At 67.5% G+C, this 15,531-nt stretch carries 13 protein-coding genes; all 13 read right to left on the bottom strand.

The annotated features are described in order from the left end of the window. Nucleotides 1-86 precede the first annotated feature (86 nt). Nucleotides 87-2,018: an SPOR domain-containing protein gene (locus tag Q9Q95_RS11650; protein WP_306097159.1), complete on the bottom strand. Its 1,932-nt coding sequence runs from the start codon at nucleotides 2,016-2,018 to the stop codon at nucleotides 87-89. A gap of 90 nt (nucleotides 2,019-2,108) precedes the next feature. Further along, nucleotides 2,109-3,593: a cell division protein FtsZ gene (gene ftsZ, locus Q9Q95_RS11645; protein ID WP_306097157.1), complete on the bottom strand. Its 1,485-nt coding sequence runs from the start codon at nucleotides 3,591-3,593 to the stop codon at nucleotides 2,109-2,111. Nucleotides 3,594-3,703: 110 nt separating this feature from the next. Next, nucleotides 3,704-4,966 carry a cell division protein FtsA gene (ftsA, locus tag Q9Q95_RS11640; RefSeq protein ID WP_306097156.1) on the bottom strand — a complete coding sequence of 421 codons (1,263 nt, stop codon included), beginning with the start codon at nucleotides 4,964-4,966 and terminating at the stop codon, nucleotides 3,704-3,706. A gap of 3 nt (nucleotides 4,967-4,969) precedes the next feature. After that, nucleotides 4,970-5,866: a cell division protein FtsQ/DivIB gene (locus tag Q9Q95_RS11635; protein WP_306097155.1), complete on the bottom strand. Its 897-nt coding sequence runs from the start codon at nucleotides 5,864-5,866 to the stop codon at nucleotides 4,970-4,972. Continuing rightward, nucleotides 5,863-6,774: a D-alanine--D-alanine ligase gene (locus Q9Q95_RS11630; RefSeq protein WP_306097422.1), complete on the bottom strand. Its 912-nt coding sequence runs from the start codon at nucleotides 6,772-6,774 to the stop codon at nucleotides 5,863-5,865. Before Q9Q95_RS11630 ends, Q9Q95_RS11635 begins: the two co-directional genes overlap by 4 nt. 5 nt (nucleotides 6,775-6,779) lie before the next feature. Continuing rightward, on the bottom strand, nucleotides 6,780-7,742 hold the full coding sequence (gene murB / locus Q9Q95_RS11625) for a UDP-N-acetylmuramate dehydrogenase (RefSeq protein ID WP_306097153.1): 963 nt from the start codon (nucleotides 7,740-7,742) through the stop codon (nucleotides 6,780-6,782). Then, on the bottom strand, nucleotides 7,715-7,909 hold the full coding sequence (locus tag Q9Q95_RS11620) for a hypothetical protein (protein ID WP_306097150.1): 195 nt from the start codon (nucleotides 7,907-7,909) through the stop codon (nucleotides 7,715-7,717). The genes murB and Q9Q95_RS11620 overlap by 28 nt, the downstream gene beginning before the upstream one ends. Further along, complete coding sequence (murC, locus tag Q9Q95_RS11615) at nucleotides 7,906-9,324, bottom strand: UDP-N-acetylmuramate--L-alanine ligase (RefSeq protein ID WP_306097148.1); 1,419 nt, start codon at nucleotides 9,322-9,324, stop codon at nucleotides 7,906-7,908. Before murC ends, Q9Q95_RS11620 begins: the two co-directional genes overlap by 4 nt. 13 nt (nucleotides 9,325-9,337) lie before the next feature. Beyond that, on the bottom strand, nucleotides 9,338-10,489 hold the full coding sequence (gene murG, locus Q9Q95_RS11610; RefSeq protein WP_306097146.1) for an undecaprenyldiphospho-muramoylpentapeptide beta-N-acetylglucosaminyltransferase: 1,152 nt from the start codon (nucleotides 10,487-10,489) through the stop codon (nucleotides 9,338-9,340). After that, on the bottom strand, nucleotides 10,486-11,622 hold the full coding sequence (locus Q9Q95_RS11605; protein ID WP_306097421.1) for an FtsW/RodA/SpoVE family cell cycle protein: 1,137 nt from the start codon (nucleotides 11,620-11,622) through the stop codon (nucleotides 10,486-10,488). Before Q9Q95_RS11605 ends, murG begins: the two co-directional genes overlap by 4 nt. A gap of 89 nt (nucleotides 11,623-11,711) precedes the next feature. Continuing rightward, the gene (murD, locus tag Q9Q95_RS11600) at nucleotides 11,712-13,049 is read right to left on the bottom strand and encodes a UDP-N-acetylmuramoyl-L-alanine--D-glutamate ligase (protein WP_306097144.1); all 1,338 of its coding nucleotides are present in this window, start codon (nucleotides 13,047-13,049) and stop codon (nucleotides 11,712-11,714) included. After that, nucleotides 13,046-14,116: a phospho-N-acetylmuramoyl-pentapeptide-transferase gene (gene mraY / locus Q9Q95_RS11595; protein WP_306097142.1), complete on the bottom strand. Its 1,071-nt coding sequence runs from the start codon at nucleotides 14,114-14,116 to the stop codon at nucleotides 13,046-13,048. Before mraY ends, murD begins: the two co-directional genes overlap by 4 nt. Next, a complete protein-coding gene (gene murF / locus Q9Q95_RS11590; protein ID WP_306097140.1) occupies nucleotides 14,116-15,495 on the bottom strand; it encodes a UDP-N-acetylmuramoyl-tripeptide--D-alanyl-D-alanine ligase in 1,380 nt (459 codons plus the stop codon). Before murF ends, mraY begins: the two co-directional genes overlap by 1 nt. Between the last annotated feature and the right edge of the window lie 36 nt (nucleotides 15,496-15,531).

The following is a 15,531-nucleotide window of genomic DNA, read 5'->3' as shown; positions in this document are numbered from 1 at the left end:
AGGGGCACTAGCCGGTCGCGATGGGCTTGTCGAAGGGTTCGCGGCCCATTCCAAAGGACTGAACTGCTATCGATTTGCCAACCTCATCAGTTCGCGCCCAGCTTCGTCACCTTCTGCCCCGCTTCGCTGGTGAACACGAAACTCGACACGTCCGCCTTGCGCAGCGCGTTGACGAAAGCCTGCGCCTCCGCCGCGGTCTTGAACGGACCCGCGAGTACACGGTTGGTGGCACGAAGCGGCGTCGACCAGCCCGATTTGCCGCGGAACGCCGCCGGGGCCTTGGCGACCACCGCCTTCCACGCCTTGGACAGGCTCGCTTCATTGGCGCCGCCGGCGACCTGCACCCAGATGCGCGCGGGATCGGCCTTGGGCTTGGGCTCGGGCTTTTTCGCCTTGGGATCGGGCTTCTTTGCCTTGGGATCCGGCTTTACCGGCTCGGGCTTCGGCTTCGCGACCGGCTTGACGGTCTCCGGCTTCGCCACGGGTTTGACGACGGGCTTCGGCTCCGGAGGCACCGGTTCGGACACCGTCGCCGCGGCCGGCGCAGGCTCGGGAGTCAGATCGACCGGCGTCGCACTGACGATCTGGAGCTCCTCGCCAGGAATGGTGATCCCGGCGACGATCGAGGCGAGAACATTATCCTCCTGGCCAATGCGCGCAGGTCCGGGCGGCGCCGGTTCGGGCTTCGCCGCCGCGACAGCCGCGCTCGCCGTCTCCTGCGCCGGGCGAGCGGCCTGGGGCAATGTCGCGACCGACTGCTGCGGGGGCGCTGCGGCGGCGTTGGTCGTCGCGGGGGCCGGGGCGGCAATCGCGGGCTCGGTACGCGCGGTGTCGCCGACAGAGACTGCCGCCGGACCGCCCTGGCCGGGTGCGGCAATCGCGCCGGGTGCGGAGGCCGGCGTCTCGCGGCGGGCGGCCTCGACCGGGGCGGCAGGACGGATCGGTGCGTCGATCTCTTCCGCACGCGGCTTCGGAAGCGGCTGGACCAGCGGCGTCTGTTCGCGGGCGATGACCGGCGGGCCGGGCAGCGGCGCGGCGGCTGCAGTCTGTACCGGGGGCGTCTGCGCCTGGACAGTCGCACGCGCGAGCGGCGCGACATTGCGGGCATCGCGTTCGCGCTCGCGTCGGGAGCGACGATCGCGCTGCGGGGCGGCCGTCGCCGGACGCGTCGGCTGGGGCTGCGCCTGCGCCACCTGCGCGGGGCGTGCCGGCGCGACATAATGCGGCAATGACGGCGCCTGGCGAGCATCGGCAATGCGCGCCGCGGTCGGCGAAAGCTGGCCGAAATGCACTGCGAAGGCGCGATCGGCAGGCGCCAGATTGGCGAGCCGCCGGAAGAAGGGGGCGAGCGAATGGCCCATATTGCCCGGCATCATGCTCGCCGCGATCCGTTCTGCGCCGGGCATGTCGCCGTTCATCGCGAGGATGAAGGCGCGCGCACGCCACGCTGCACGGTCGCTCTTGCGCAGCAGCGGATCGAGCTGGCGCATCGATTCCTCGACATTGCCCGAGATCCCGAGCGACAGCGCATAACGCCGCACCATCTCGTCCTCGCGCTGGCTCTGCAGCGCCAGCTTGTAATCGGCCTGTGCCAGTCCGGGCTGGCCGAGCAGATCGTAGGCGAAAGCGCGATCGCCGGCATATTCGCGCACCGGCAACCCGCGCGCTTCGGCGGCCTGGAACAGCCGCAGCGCCTCGCCCGGCCGTTCCATCCGCACCAACGTCGAACCCCGGCCGGCGAAGATGCGCGGATTGGTCGGATCCACGGTCTCGGCGCGCGCGAAAAAGGCGAGTGCGGCGGCGGTATCGCCCAGTTGGGCGCTCAGATTGCCGGCTTCGAGCAATGCGCGCACGTCGCGCGGATCGGCGGCGAGCACCCGCATCTCCTGCGCCAGCCGGTCGGCGGTGGGATTGGGCACCGGAACCAGCCCGGTTTGCGCATGCGCCGGTACCGCGCCCATACTTGCGGCAAGGACGAATGCCAGCGCGATCGGGTGCAGGGGTGGAAACTGCTTCATCAAGCGATCAGCCAGACACGCCATTGGCTGAACCGCCAATGACGCGCCGCCGCCGGTCCGCCGAAGCGAGATCCGGCGGCGACGAACGCCTTACTGGTTGTTCTGGCTGCGCAGAAAGCGCGGAATGTCGAGCGGGTCCTTGTCGTCCTCGTCCGGCGTCTTGGAAGCCCCGCGCGACGCCATGCGTTCGAACAAAGTGCCGCCGGCGCGGCGTCCGGCCGGCTTGGCTTCCGGCGCGGGCTCGTCGTCGCCACCGCCGGTCAGCCAGCGGCGCCGGCTGGTCAGCTCGGGCGCCGGAGCGGGCTCGGGTTCCAGTTCGGGTGCAGGGGCTTCGAGCGGCACCGCATTGCCCTCGCCGAGCAGGAGCTCGTCCGATTCCGCGGCATCGTCATAGCTCGTCGCCGGCTCGGGCTCGATGGCGTCGGGCGCCTGCAGTTCGAGTGCTTCTTCCGACTCCGGCGCTTCCTCGGCTGCGTAGCCGGCATCCGAAAAGCCCGGCTCGGCGACCGGCGCTGCCGGTTCGGCCGCCGCACCGGCACCGCTGCGGCGCGGCGTGGCGAAGGAGAAGACGCGCGGCTGCTCGATTGCCGGCGCGGCGCGCGCCTGGGCATCGGCATCGATGCCGGTCGCCACCACCGACACGCGGATCTTGCCTTCGAGGTCGGGGTTGAACGCCGAACCCCAGATGATGTTCGCGTCGGGATCGACCAGCTCGCGGATATGGTTCGCGGCTTCGTCGACTTCGAGCAGGCGCATGTCCTCGCCGCCGGTGATCGAGACGATCACGCCCTTGGCGCCGTTCATCGAAACGCCATCCAGCAGCGGATTGGCGATCGCCTTCTGCGCCGCGATCAGCGCGCGGTCGTCGCCGTCGGCCTCGCCGGTGCCCATCATCGCCTTGCCCATTTCCTGCATCACCGAGCGGACGTCGGCGAAGTCGAGGTTGATCAGGCCCGGCATGACCATCAGGTCGGTGATCCCGCGAACGCCCTGCTGGAGCACTTCGTCGGCCATCTCGAACGCCTGCTTGAACGTCGTGTTGGCGTTGGCGATCAGAAACAGATTCTGGTTGGGGATGACGATGAGCGTGTCGACATATTTCTGCAGCTCCTCGATCCCCGATTCCGCCGATTGCGCGCGGCGGCGGCCTTCGAAGGCGAACGGCTTGGTGACGACGCCGACGGTCAGGATGCCCATGTCGCGCGCGGCCTTGGCGATCACCGGCGCGGCACCGGTGCCGGTGCCCCCGCCCATGCCCGCGGCGATGAAGCACATATGCGCGCCTTCGAGTGCCTTCTGGACCTGATCGATCGTCTCTTCTGCGGCGGCACGTCCGATTTCGGGACGCGAACCGGCGCCCAACCCTTGCGTGATCTTCGCACCCAGCTGGATGCGATGCCCGGCCGACGACTGCTTGAGCGCCTGCGCGTCGGTGTTCGCGACGAGGAACTCGACCCCCAGCACATCGGCGCGGATCATGTTCGCGATCGCGTTGCCGCCCGCGCCGCCGACGCCGATCACCGTGATCTTCGGCGTCAGCTCGTCGACGTCAGCCGGCAAAAATTCGATGCTCATTCCAAAATCTCCTGCGGCGCCGCGTCGCGCTGGAGCGGCACCTATTGGCCCTGTGATGCACCAAGGGCTTGTACGACTCTAGTGTAAACAGCCCCGCCGGTCGTATTTCTTTAATAATTCGACCGGAACGCCGCCATCAGACGCTGAAGGACCGCGCCCGGGCTCGCCTTCGTGACGATCTGGTGGCTCGAAGGCTCGAGCGCGCGCAGATCGATCGGGTCCGCCGCCGCGAAGCGGGCGAGCCCCGCGAGCGTCGCGAAAGCCGGGCCCGCATGCGCTTCGGGAAGCGCGATCAGCCCCTTGGGACGCCCCACCCGCACTGCGTTGCCGAGCGACTGCTGGGCATAATCGGCGATGCCTTTCAATTCGGCGCCGCCGCCGGTGAGCACGATCTGGCGGCCGATCGGATCCTGGAAGCCGAGCTTCCTCAGTTCCTTCTGGATCTCGGTCATCAGCCGTTCGAGCCGCTGGCGGATCGTCGCGTTGAGCTGCGCCTTGGTGATGCGCGGCCCCTCGGCGCCATCGTCGGGAATCGCCGGCTGAACGTCGATCATCTCGTGATTGTCGCGTGGAGACAGGTTCGCCGAGCCATGGAAGCATTTGGTCCGCTCGGCCCAGGTCCGCGCGGTGCCGAAGGCCGAGGCGATGTCGTCGGTGATGTCGGCCGACCCCATCGGGATCGAGGCCAGCCCGGCGAGCACGCCGCCGGCGAATACCGAGACATTCGTCACCCCTGCGCCGATCTCGACCAAAGCGACGCCCAGCTCGCGTTCCTCGTCGGTGAGGCAGGCGAGTCCGGTGGCGACCGGCGCCGCGATGATCGAACGAACCTCGAGATGCGCCGAGCGGACGCACAGATCGAGATTGCGCACCGGCGAGCCTTCGGTCGAGACGACATGAATGTCGATGCCGAGCCGGTCGGCATGAAGCCCGAGCGGCCGCTTCACCCCGGCGAGACCGTCGATCGTGTAGCAGGTCGGCTGGGCGTGGAGCACCATCTTGCCCTGCGGATCGATCGCATCGCGCCCGGCCTTGAGCAATTCGTCGATATCGGCCTGCTCGACCCGGTGCCCACCGAGATCGGCTTCGAGCTTGACCACGTCGGACAGCAATCCGCCCGCCGAGAAGCTGACCCAGACGTCCTCGATATTGGTGCCGGCGATGCGTTCGGCCTGCTCGACCGCTTCGCGGATCGCGAGCTCGGTGGCGTGCATGTCGGCAACATAGCCGCGCTTGACGCCGCGGCTCTCGCGCTGGCCGGTGCCGAGCACCACGAGATGCCCGTCATCGGTGCGCTGCGCGATCAGCGCCGAGACCTTGGACGAACCAACGTCGAGTGCGGTGATCAGCCCTTCGGGTACTGCCTTGGCCATCGTCTATTCCCCTGTCTCGACGCTCGACGTCACCGTTTGCCCCAACGGCCGCTGCATCACCATATTCCCGGGCACGCGCATGTCGAAGCGGATCGTACCCTTCCGTAGCAGACCTTGCGCCGCATCCAACTCTGCGAATTTGCGTAAGGACTTAGCCGCTTCCTCCTCGCCTTCGGGAAGCTGGAGCTTCTCGCCGCTGGTGAAGGTCAGGTCCCAGCGACGATTGCCGATCCACGTCGCCGCCTTGACCAAAGGCCTGAGCGAAGGCGCCTCGTCGAGCAGCTTGCGCCGCGCAGGCTCGCGCGCATTCGCTCCTTCGCCGATCAGCAGCGGCAGATCGGGCATCGCATCGGTCGACACCGGCTCGAGCGGAACCCCGGTCGGATCGACCAGCATCAGCTGGCCGTGGCTCTGCCAGATCGCCGCCGCCTCGCGTTCCACGATGAAGATGCGCAGCGTGTTGGGCAGCCGGCGCGAGACGCGCGCGTCCTTGACCCACGGATATTTGAGCAGCCGCTCGCGCACCAATGCGAGGTCGACCAGCGGCATCGCGCGCGAGTCCTGGTCGAGCGCCTGGGTGAGCACGGTCATCTTGTCCATGCGCTTGATACCGTCGATCTGGATCTCGTCGACCTTGAGCCCCGCATCGCCCACCACGCTGGACACCGCGACCGCCGCCATCCCCGGCACCCCGAACCACGTCGCCACACCCAGCGCCACCGCACCGACGGTGCCGACGATGCTCCACGTCGCGATCCGGGTGAGCGTCGCCTGGCTGAACGGCAACGCCGCGACCGCCTGATCGAGCAGGCTCGGCCGCTTCGGGCGGCGCGCGGCAGCCTTCTTCTTCGGCGCCGCGCCGCGCCTTGTCGCGGTGCGCTGGACCGGCCTGCGGCTCAAGCGAGCGCCTCGTCGACGATGCGCTGGACCAGCTCGGCATAGGAAATGCCGAGATGCCGCGCCTGTTCGGGAACGAGGCTGAGCGGGGTCATGCCCGGCTGGGTGTTGACCTCGAGCAGGAACAGCCCGTCGACGCCCTGGCTGTCGTCCCAGCGAAAGTCCGAGCGCGAGCACCCCTTGCAGCCGAGCAGCCGGTGCGCGTCGAGCGCGATGCGCTTGCAGGCATCGGCAACGTCTTCGGGGACGTCGGCGGGGAAGACATGCTCGGTCAGCCCGTCGGTATATTTGGCGTCGTAATCGTAGAAGCCGTTTCGGACCTTCAGCTCGGTCACCCCGAGCGCCTGGTCGCCGAGCACCGCGGTAGTCAATTCGCGCCCGCGGATGAAGGGCTCGGCGAGGAGCGCGTCGAACTCCTGCCACGGCCCGCGCACGTCGCGGCCGATCGGGCTGCCGTAATTGCCCTCCGCAGTGACGATCGCCACGCCGACCGACGAGCCTTCGTTGACCGGCTTGAGCACATAAGGCCGCGGCAGCGGATCGCGCGCGTACAACTCCTCGCTACGCACCATCCGCCCGCCGGGCATCGGGATGCCGTGTGGCACCAGCGCCTGCTTGGTGAGCTGCTTGTCGATCGCGATCACCGAGGTGACGAGACCCGAATGCGTGTATTTCAGCCCCAACAGGTCGAGCGTGCCCTGCACCGTGCCGTCCTCGCCTGGCGTGCCGTGGAGCGCGTTGAACACGATGTCGGGCTGGAGCTCAGCGAGCGTAACCGCGACGTTGCGATCCATGTCGACGCGGCTGACCTTGTGGCCAAGCCCTTCGAGCGCATCCGCGACGCCGTTGCCCGACATCAAGGAAACCTCGCGCTCGGCGGACCACCCGCCCATGAGTACGGCGACGTGCAACTTGCTCACTTCTCAACCCCGATACGCTCTATCTCGGCGCTATCGGCAAGCATGCCGACGCGCTGGATTTCCCACTCCAGCGCGACGCCGGACTGCGCCTTCACCCTGGCGCGGATCTCTTCGCCCAGCGCCTCGATGTCGGCCGAAGCAGCATTGCCCAGATTGAGCAGGAAATTGCAGTGTTTTTCGCTGACCTGCGCGTCGCCCCGCCGCAATCCGCGGCAGCCGGCGGCGTCGATCAGCGCCCATGCCTTGTGCCCCCGGGGGTTCTTGAAGGTCGACCCGCCAGTCTTCGAGCGCAGCGGCTGCGATTCCTCGCGCGCGGCGGCGATGCGGTCCATCTCGGCCTGGATCGCGGTGGGATCGCCGGGCTGGCCGCGGAGGGTCGCGCTGACGACGATCGCACCGCGGGGGAGCTCGCTGTGGCGATAGCTATAGCCGAGATCGGCGGGGTGCAGTGTCCTGCGCTCGCCGCTGCGCAGGACGACCTCGCATTCGACGAGAATATCGCTGGTCTCGCGGCCATAAGCGCCGCCGTTCATCCGCACGAAGCCGCCGACCGTGCCCGGGATCGAGCGCAGAAACTCGACGCCGGCGATCCCCGCATCGCGTGCTTTCGACGAAACCAGGATGCCCGACGCCCCGCCGGCGCATTTCAGCGTGATCGAATCCAGTTGCTCGACGGTCGCGAATGCTTTGCCCAGTCGCACCACGACACCCGGCACGCCGCCATCGCGCACGATCATGTTCGAGCCGAGCCCCAGGCCCATCACGGGGGTCGCGGGATCGAGCGCGAAGAGGAAGTTGGCGAGGTCGTCGACATCGGCGGGCTCGAACAGCCATTCGGCCGCGCCGCCGCTCTTGAACCACACCAGCGGTGCCAGCGGCGCACCATGGGTCAGCTTTCCGCGGACGGGGGGCAAGGCGTAGCAGACTGCGCTCACTTCCAGCCCCACAGTTTCGACCATTGCTTCCACACCGCGAGGTTCGCCTCGGCCGCTTTCTGCCCGGCTTCCTGCAGCGCATTCAGCTGCTTGCCCGCATCGAGCATCTTCTGTGCGGCATCGATCTGCGCCTTTTGCGCGCGGAGGATTTCGCGCTGCATCTCGACTGCGGTGGAAAACCAGTCGCTCATGCCGCGGCGCCCTGCCGGACCGCCTCGATCGCCGGCGCGAGGCCAGCGGCCCATTTGGTGATGTCGCCCGCGCCGAGGCAGACGACCATGTCGCCCGGCACCGCCATTTCGGCGAGCGCGCGCGCCAGCGCGTCGGCATCGGCGACTGCCGCAACCGAGCGGTGCCCGCGACGCTTGATCCCCTCCACCAGAGCCTCGGCGTCGACGCCCTCGACCGGCTGCTCGCCAGCGGCATAGACCGGCGCGACCAGCACCATGTCGGCATCGTTGAACGCCTGGGCGAAATCGTCCATCAGATTGCCGAGCCGCGAATAGCGGTGCGGCTGGACGACGGCGATCACCCTGCCCTCAGCGCTCTCGCGCGCCGCGGACAGCACCGCGCGGATCTCGACCGGGTGATGCCCGTAATCGTCGATCACGGTGACACCTTGAGTCTCGCCGACCTTGGTAAAGCGCCGCTTGACCCCCCCGAAACGGGCAAAGCCCTTCTGGATCGTCACGTCGGGAATGCCGAGCTCGAGTGCCACCCCGATCGCGGCGAGCGCATTCTGGACATTGTGGCGGCCGGGCATCGGCAGCTCGATATTCTCGATCGAGCGCGTGGTGCCGTCGCGGTTGCGGATGATCGCCTCGAAACGGTTCCCCCCCGAGTGCGGGGTGACATTGACTCCGCGCACATCGGCGCTGGCGGCGAAGCCGTAGGTGATCAGCCGCCGGTCGCGGACGCGCGGGATGATCGCCTGCACTTCGGGATGATCAAGGCACAGCAACGCCGCGCCATAGAAAGGCACATTCTCGACGAACTCGACGAAGCAATCCTTCACCCGATCGAACGACCCGTAATGATCGAGATGCTCGGGATCGATATTGGTCACCACCGCGATCGTGCCGTCGAGGCGGAGGAAGCTGCCGTCGCTCTCGTCGGCCTCGACCACCATCCACTCGCTGTCGCCGAGCCGGGCGTTCGAGCCGTATTGGTTGATGATCCCGCCGTTGATCACGGTCGGATCGACTCCGCCCGCATCGAGCAACGCCGCGACCATCGACGTCGTCGTGGTCTTGCCGTGCGTTCCCGCTACCGCGACGGTAGACTTCAGCCGCATCAGTTCGGCGAGCATCTCGGCGCGGCGGACCACCGGGACGCGGCGCTCATAAGCGGCTTCGACCTCGGGATTGGTCCGCACGATCGCAGTCGAGACGACCACCACCGCCGCGTCGCCGATATTGTCGGCCTTGTGGCCGATCTCGATCGGGATGCCGCGGTCGCGCAGCCCTTGCACGACATAGCCCTCGGCGACGTCCGAGCCCTGCACCTTGTAGCCGAGATTGTGCATCACCTCGGCGATACCCGACATGCCGATGCCGCCGATCCCGACGAAATGGATCGTGCCGATGTCGGTCGCGACACCCTTCATGCGCCAATGAACCTCATGCGTGGGCGAGCCTTCCCTGAATTGCCGCGCGGCGCACCTTGATCGGCGCGGTCGGGGCATGAATCGATTCGACGAGATCGGCGAGATCGCTCGCCGCGTGCGGACGCCCGACGCTCTTCGCGCGGGTCGCCGCATTTTCGAGGCCCTGCGTGTCGAGCCCGAGCTTCTGGATCTGCTTGGCCAGCTCGGTGGCGTTGAATGCGCGCTGCGAGATGGTGCGCGCGCCGCCCGCATTGGTGATCTCTCGGGCATTGGCGGTCTGGTGATCGTCGGTCGCGCTGGGCAAGGGCACAAGGATCGCCGGGCGGCCTGCCGCGGTCAACTCGGCGATCGTCGAGGCGCCGGCGCGGGCGATGACGATATGCGCCCAGGCCAGCGCCTCGGGCATGTCGGTGATATAGGTCGAGACGTCGGCGGGGATACCGTGCGCCTGATATTTGGCGCGCACCGCGTCGATGTCCTCGATCCGCGCCTGATGCGTCACTTGCAATCGGCGGCGGAAATGCACGGGGAGCAGAGCCAGCCCGTCGGGCACCACCTTGCTCAATACCGTCGCGCCCTGGCTGCCGCCGGTGACGAGCACGCGGAAGATGCCTTCCTCATCGAGGATCGGATAGGGCCGATCGCGCAATGCCAGCACCGCCTCGCGCACCGGATTGCCGATCAGATGAGTCTTGCGCTCCCAGCGCGATTTCATCCGCTCGACTGCGTCGTACGACGTGGCGATCGCGTTGACGCGCCCCGCGACGAAGCGATTGACTCGCCCGAGCACGGCATTCTGCTCGTGGATTACCGTCGGCACGCCGGCACGGAACGCCGCCAGCAGGGCCGGCAGCGCGGGATAGCCGCCGAAGCCGATCACTGCCGAGGGGCGCAGCTCCTTGTAGAGCTGCAGCGCCATCGATCGTCCCGCCATGATACGCCCCGCCGCACGGATATAGCCGATCGGCCCGCCGCCCAGCCTCCCGGCCGGCAGCACATGCGTATCGATCCCGTCGAACAGTCCCGGAAAGCGCACCCCGCGATCGTCGCTGACCAAAGCGACCTTGTGCCCCCGGTTCGCCAGCTCTGCCGCGAGCGCGGCGGCGGGCACCATGTGCCCCCCGGTGCCGCCTGCTGCCAGAACATAGCTGCGCGTCTTCGTCATCCCTTGCTCCACCGACCCGTATATGGCGAGCGCTTCAGATACGGGTTTCGGCGCGTGAAGGCGAGCAGCAACCCGTAACCGATCGACAGTGCGATCATCGACGATCCGCCATAGCTGATGAACGGCAGGGTCATGCCCTTGGACGGGGCGATGCCGGTGTTCACCGCCATGTTGATCAGCGCCTGCACCCCGAATTGCGCGGCGAGCCCCGAAGCGGCGAGCAGCCGGAACGCATCCTCCTCGTCGAGCATCTTCATGAACACCCGGATCACGATCGCGGCATAGAGCAAGACGATCACCGCACACGAAATCAGGCCGAATTCCTCGCCGATCACCGAGAAGATGTAATCGGTATGCGCCTCGGGCAGCTTGAACTTGACTTGCCCGCTGCCCGGACCCGCCCCGGTGAGCCCGCCCGCGCTCAGCGTCTGGTGGGCCATGTCGACCTGATAGCGATCGGCGAGCGCCGCTTCCTTGGTCGGGAACAGGAAATTGTCGATGCGGGTGCGCGCGGTGGAATAGAACAGATAGGCCGCGACCACGCCGGCGACGGCCGTGCCGAGCAGCCCGCCGATCGCCAGCGTCGAAATCCCCGAGATGGTCAGCAGGATCAGCCAGACGATCGCGAACACCATGGTCTGGCCGAAATCGGGCTGCAGCATCAGCAGCACGGCGATCATCGCGGTCATCCCGCCGGTGATGAACAAAACCGGCAGCTCGGGATCCTTGGCGCGGAACGACAGCATCCACGCGGTCGCGACGATGAAGAAAGGCTTCAGGAATTCGGAGGGCTGGAGATCGGAGATGCCGAGATCGAGCCAGCGCCGCGCGCCATTGGTCTCCGATCCGATGATCGGCACCAATGCGAGCAGCAGCAGAAAGAACGCCGCGCCGACCAGAGCGAAGCGCCGCGCCAGCGTGACCGGCAGCATCGACACGCCGATCAGCACCGGCACCGACAGGCAGGCCCAGATCACCTGCCGCCAGAAATAGTGCATCGCCGGCATGACGTGCGTCGCGTCCGAATAGCGCCGCGCGGTCGCGGGCGACGCCGCGGCGACCGCGACCAGCCCGATCGCGATCAGCAGCATGGCGAGCAGCAGCAGCATCCGGTCGACTTCCCAGAACCACATCCCCGCGCGCGTCGTGTTGGCGCGGCCGAGCTGCTTGCTCACCCGCCGCTTGACGTCCCCACGCGGTTTCTCGACGTCGGAGGTCTCGCTCACCCGAGCGCCTCCACGGCATCGCGGAACGCCTGGCCGCGCGCCTCATAATCCTTGAACTGGTCGAACGAGGCGCAGGCCGGCGAGAGCAACACCGTCTCGCCCGCCTTCGCGTTCGCGGCGGCGCTCTTCACTGCGGCGGCGAGGCTGCCCGAACGCTCGACCGGCATCTCGCCTTCGAGAAGGCTCGCGAACAGCTCCCCCGCCTCGCCGATCGTATAGGCCTTCACGACATGCCCGAAGCCGGGCCGGCACGCCTCGAGGCTGTCGGTCTTGGCGCGCCCGCCGAGGATCCAGTGCACCCGCGGGTACGCCGACAGCGCCGGCGTGGTCGAATCGGCGTTGGTCGCCTTGCTGTCGTTGACGAACAGCACTTCGTTCTTCATCGCGACCCGCTCCATCCGGTGCGGCAGGCCGGGGAAGGTCTCCAGCCCCTTGTCGATCGCGGCCTTGTCGATCCCCAGCGCCTCGCACGTCGCGATCGCGGCGAGCGCGTTCTGGGCGTTGTGCGGCCCCTGCAGCGCCGGCCAACGCGACTGGTCCATGCACACGCCCGGCGCGATCCTGGTGATATCTTCGGAACGCCCCGACACCGCCACTTGCCGCGCGATCTCGGCCGAGGGCGCGTCGCCGATTCCGATCACCGCGGCATGCCCCTTCGACTGCATCGCGAACAGCCGCGCCTTGGAGGCGGCATAGCCCTCGAACCCGTCGTAACGGTCGAGATGATCCGGCGTGATGTTGAGCAACACCGCGACATCGCAATCGAGGCTGAAGGTCAGATCGATCTGATAGCTCGAAAGCTCGAGCACATAGACTCCGCCTTCGGGCAAAGGATCGCGGCCGAGGATCGGCAGCCCGATATTGCCGCCGGCAAGGCTCGGCAGCCCCGCGGTCCGGGCGATATGGTCGATCAGCGCAGTAGTGGTCGACTTGCCGTTGGTCCCGGTGATGCCGACGACCTTGTGCGGAGGAAGATCGGCACGCGCCTGGGCGAAAAGTTCAATGTCGCCGATGACGGGAACGCCATATTTCGCGGCCTTCTCGGCCACAGGATGCCGATTGAGCGGCACTCCCGGGGAAACGACGACTGCGTCGAAACCACTCAAGTCGATAGGGAACGACACCCAGTCCTTGGTCGTGAAGCCCGGCTCCGTACCGAGTTCCTGACGATCCGCTTTAAGCTGCTCCCACACCGAGCGCTGCGTCGCTTCGTTGTCGTCCCAGCCGAGCACGCTGGCCCCGCTCGCCACCAGCGCGCGCACCGTCGCCGCGCCCGACCGCGCAAGCCCGAGCACCGCATAGCGTTTACCGCGCCAGGCCGTGCTCGTGATCACCGGAGCTTCAGCGTCGACAGCCCCGCCAGCGCCAGCACGAACGCGATGATCCAGAAGCGGATCACCACCGTCGGCTCGGACCAGCCGAGCTGTTCGAAATGGTGGTGGATCGGCGCCATCTTGAAGACGCGCTTGCCGGTGCGTTTGAAGAAGAACACCTGGATGATGACGCTCAGCGCCTCGACCACGAACAGCCCGCCGATGATCCCGAGCACCAGCTCGTGCTGCGCCGAGACCGCGATCGCGCCCAGCGCGCCGCCGAGCGCGAGGCTGCCGGTATCGCCCATGAACACCGCCGCCGGAGGCGCATTGAACCACAGAAAGGCCAGCCCGGCCCCGACGATCGCGCCGCAGAAGATCGCGAGATCGCCCGCGCCCGGCACGTGCGGGATGCCCAGATAGGTCGCGAACACCTTGTTGCCTGCGACATAGGCGATCAGCATGAACGCCATGCTGGCGATCACCACCGGCATCGTCGCCAGCCCGTCGAGCCCGTCGGTGAGGTTGACCGCATTGCCGAACGCGACGATCGTGAACGCGGCGAAGGGAATGTAGAACCAGCCGAGATCGGGGTGGATCCAGCTGAAGAAGGGCACGTAGAGTTGCGTGCCCGTCTGCGAGATGATCACCCAGCTGGCGACCCCCGCGATGACGAACTCGCCGAGCAGCCGCACCTTGCCCGAGACCCCGGCGGTGCTCGCCTTCCGCACTTTGTCGTAATCGTCGAGAAAGCCGATCGCGCCGAACCCGAAGGTGACGAACATGCACGCCCAGACCAAGGGATTGGCGAGGTCCATCCACAGAAACAGCGCGATCATCAGGCTGGTCAGGATCATCAGCCCGCCCATTGTCGGCGTGCCGCGCTTGGCGAGGTGGCTCTGCGGCCCGTCGCTGCGGATCGGCTGGCCCTTGCCCTGGCGGACGCGCAGCCAGCCGATGAATTTCGGTCCGATGATCAGCCCGAGCAGCAACGCAGTGGCGACCGCCGCACCGGTCCGGAACGAGAGATAGCGGATGAGATTGAGGACACCCGGGAAGCCCAGCTGTTCCGCGATCCAATAGAGCATCAGGCCATAGCCCTTTCCGCCAATGCCGCCACGACGCCGGAGAGACGCACGCCGTTGGAGCCTTTCACGAGGACCGCATCGCCCGGCGCCAGCACGGCAGTGAGCCGTTCGCGCGCGGTTGCGGCGTCGGGCACATGGACGAAATCAAGCTTGCCCTCAAGCGCATTCGCCAGCGCGCCCATCGCTTCGCCGACAAGAATGGCGTAATTGACGCCTGCCGCCGCGAGAGGTTCGGCGAGTGCGGCATGAAACGCGTCCGAATGTTCGCCCAGTTCGCGCATCTCGCCGAGCAAGGCGATCTTGCGGCCCGGTTCATGCGCGAGAACCGCGAGCGTCGCGCGCATCGAGCTGGGATTGGCATTGTAGCTCTCGTCGATCACCAGCGCTTCGCCGCCCGGCAATTGCGCCATGAATCGCGCCCCGCGCCCCGGCAGCCCGCCCATCTCGGCAAGCGCGAGGCCCGCCATTTCGAGATCGCCCCCCGCCGCATCGACCGCGGCGAGGATCGCCATCGCGTTCGAAACCCAATGCTCGCCGGGCTGCGAGATGGTGAAACTCAGTTCGCGCGTGTCGAAGCGCGCCGTGACGAAGGTCCCGCCGGTCCGCGTCCGCATCCGCTCGACCGCGCGGAAATCGGCGCCGTCGTTCAGCCCGAACGTCACGATCCGCCCGGCATGTGGCGTGGCGGCGGCGATCAGCCGGTCGCGATGCGGACTGTCGAACGGCACGATCGCGGTGCCCCCGGGCTCGAGGCCCTGAAATATCTCGCCCTTGGCGTCGGCGATCGCTGCTTCGCTGGCGAAGAAGCCCATATGCGCCGGCGCGATCGTGGTCACCATCGCGACATGCGGGCGCACCAGCCGGGTCAATTGGGCGAGCTCGCCGGCATGGTTCATCCCCATTTCGAACACCCCGAAACGGGCCTCGCGCGGCATCCGGGCAAGGCTCAGCGGCACGCCGGTATGGTTGTTGTAGCTCTTGACCGAACGGTGCGCGCAGCCCGGATCGACCCGGTCGAGCGCGGCGAACAGCGCCTCCTTGGTCCCGGTCTTGCCCACCGAACCGGTGACGCCGATCACCTTGCCGTTCATGCGCGCCCGCGATGCCATGCCGAGCGCGTCGAGGGCGGCGGTGGTGTCGCCGACCAAAACGTTGGGATGTTCGGTCGCTTCTGACACCACGGCACCCGCCGCACCCTGCGTAAAAGCCTGGTCGAGGAAGCGGTGCCCGTCGGTGGTTTCGCCCTTCAGCGCGAGAAACAGGTCGCCGGGGCCGACTTCCCGCGAGTCGAAGGTGACGCCGGAAATGTCGAAGTGCGCGGAAGCAGTTCCATCCGTAGCGGCAGCGATCTCGGCGGAGGTCCAGAGGAGCTTGGTCATGGCACCCCCTAGCCGTTCGTTTCGAGCGAAGTCGAG

Source organism: Sphingomonas sp. DG1-23, assembly GCF_030730875.1.
Taxonomy (GTDB): Bacteria; Pseudomonadota; Alphaproteobacteria; order Sphingomonadales; family Sphingomonadaceae; genus Sphingomonas.
Note: the sequence above shows the minus strand (reverse complement) of the source record. Positions and strands in the feature narration are given on the sequence as shown.